Annotated in this window: 3 protein-coding genes; 1 reads left to right on the forward strand and 2 read right to left on the reverse strand. The window is 64.6% G+C overall.

All coding sequences use genetic code 11. The annotated features are described in order from the left end of the window. Nucleotides 1–313: 313 nt before the first annotated feature. Both JYJ84_RS34905 and JYJ84_RS34910 read right to left on the reverse strand, forming a co-directional pair. Nucleotides 314–1,315 carry an alpha/beta hydrolase gene (locus tag JYJ84_RS34905; protein ID WP_236027464.1) on the reverse strand — a complete coding sequence of 334 codons (1,002 nt, stop codon included), beginning with the start codon at nucleotides 1,313–1,315 and terminating at the stop codon, nucleotides 314–316. Beyond that, nucleotides 1,312–1,677 carry a hypothetical protein gene (locus tag JYJ84_RS34910; RefSeq protein ID WP_175219665.1) on the reverse strand — a complete coding sequence of 122 codons (366 nt, stop codon included), beginning with the start codon at nucleotides 1,675–1,677 and terminating at the stop codon, nucleotides 1,312–1,314. Before JYJ84_RS34910 ends, JYJ84_RS34905 begins: the two co-directional genes overlap by 4 nt. A 166-nt stretch (nucleotides 1,678–1,843) precedes the next feature. Between JYJ84_RS34910 and JYJ84_RS34915 the strand changes: the two genes are divergently transcribed. Next, nucleotides 1,844–2,141, forward strand: a 298-nt coding sequence (locus JYJ84_RS34915) for a hypothetical protein (RefSeq protein ID WP_205190146.1), incomplete at its 3' end; no start/stop codon positions are given.

A 2,141-nucleotide genomic window follows, 5' to 3' on the forward strand; every position in this document is an offset into this window, starting at 1 on the left:
GGCCGATACCGCGTTGCGTGCACAGGTCGAGCGCAGCGTCGTCGATTTCGCGGCGACGCTGACGCCGGACGAGCGCACGAAGTTCGTCGACGGGTTGCGGCGTAGCGGTAACTGGCGGCTGCCGCCGAAGTTGCAGAAGAAGCAGGACGACGCGGGGAGTCGGTAAGCAAACGCCGCGCGGGTGACGCGCGGCGGCGTGTCCTTTCAGTGATGCGCAACGCGTGCGCGGAAGGTGGGTCGGCGCATGCTGGCGGGCGAGCTTCGGCGAAGGATCGCAAGGGGCAATCGCGACTGCGCTACGCGGCACGCACGTTCAACGTGCCAGCATCCACGCGGAGATCGCGTCGACCACGCCGCTCTCCAGGCCATTGAAGCCGTGATAGGCAAACGCTTCGCACGGATCGCCCCGGGACGTGCCGCCCGACACGATCATCAGGTCGGATTTCGACGACTGGTCCAGCTTCTTCATCAGCGTATCCGTTTCGGACACCGGACAATTCCTGCAGCCGTCTTTCTCGTGATGAACGACGAGCACCGGAATCCTGAGGCTGGCAAGGTTCATGTCCGTGACCGCGGTACCGCCTCTGTCTTCGCGGAGGATGGTGGAGGTCAGCACGATACCGTCGGGCCCGCCGCCGCCGGCCAGCGCAATCGCAATGGCGGCGACGGACTGGGTGCCGCGGCTCGTCCCGACCAGCCAGACCGGTACGTGCAGTTGCTCCCGCATCCAGGCGATCACCGCACGCGCGTCGTCGGCATGTTCCTTCGACAGTCGAAAGCCGTTGAGGTAGGGCGCGGATTGCCGGTCGCTCGGTGCATCGATCACCGCGACAGCGATGCCGTCCTTCACGAACAGCTGCCGGGTGCGGACGAGAAAGTTGCCTCCCCCCCATCCGAACCGACCGGACGGATCTAGCTGCAGCCCGCCGTGTCCGCCGGCATAGAGAATGGCCGCGGCCTTCGGCGCGTCCGGTGCGATGAAGAGAAACCGTTGGGTCACGCCGGGACGGGTCGGAATGTCGACGACCTTGGGCGGGTTCTGCGCATGCGCCGGATAGCCGTGCAGCGTCAGCGCGACCGCAAGCAGCCACGCGCCGGTCCAGCGCGTGGGCGGACGCATCGAACCGAAGCAACGAAACCGCGCACGCAAGCTGACGGGAAGAGTGGGCATCGTAGTGGTGGCCGGTGCATTCCGCCGCGGCAGGCCGGAATGCGGCGGCTTCTCCTGGTCAATGGAGTGGCGCCACGTCGACTCGATGGGTGTCGAGCCGTGGCGGCTCGAACTGTCGTGTTCGCGCCGACGCGCAACGCTCAATGCGATTCGACGAACTGAATGATTTCGCCGTTGTCGCGCTTGAGATAGAGGTCGTCGCCCTTCACGCGAACGTCGTTGCACGAGTACGGGATCTTGCGGCCCTTGCTGCAGACCTTGCCGTCCTCGGCTTTCCAGTCGCCGTGATCGGCGAACCCCTGGCTCGACTTGAAATCGTAGTCGCCGCCATTGCCGTACTGGACATGCCACTGGGTACCGTCCGCCAGTTTGATGTCGAATGCCTTGCCTGCGAGACGTTGCTGGATGTCCGATGCGGCGGGTGTGGTGGAACCGTCGGGAAAGGCCGATTGATCGGCGAAAGCGATAGCGGGAGTCAGCAGGAGGATGGCGAGCAGCTTGGTCATGGTCAGTCTCCGGTTGTACCGAATTCTTGCTTTGGGGCGAGACGACGAAACTCCGTGACGCGGGGGCGAGACATTCCATTGAGTCTAGGTGGCTTTCCGGGAACGGCAAGCGCCCGGGCGGCTGCGGCCGGTGGGCCTTCCGACGGGATTCATGCCGGTCAGGCCAATGAAAGCCCGTTGGTCGAATTTCGAAATTCGCCCGTCCTTCGCAGGGGCACGCGACCCTGACACGGCGGCTGAGCGATCCACCGATTTGCTGCATTCTTCAGCCGAATCCGCGACGGGAATTCAAGCTGCCGAACGCACGCATTCGAAGCCGCGCGACGCACCAGAAATATTCGTCTTCCCGGCGACGGATTTCCCGCCGACCGACGTTAAACACGGGTACGCATCGCGAGAGCCCCGTCATGGACCACCCGAACGACATCACACCGGCCGCCATCGCGCTGAACCGTTTCGGTCTC

The organism is Burkholderia sp. LMG 13014 (assembly GCF_905232215.1).
Taxonomy (GTDB): Bacteria; Pseudomonadota; Gammaproteobacteria; order Burkholderiales; family Burkholderiaceae; genus Burkholderia.

What these genes read in the sequence shown, in the direction of transcription:
- JYJ84_RS34910 (WP_175219665.1), bottom strand. Translation starts at nt 1,677, where the DNA reads ATGACCAAGCTGCTCGCCATCCTCCTGCTGACTCCCGCTATCGCTTTC.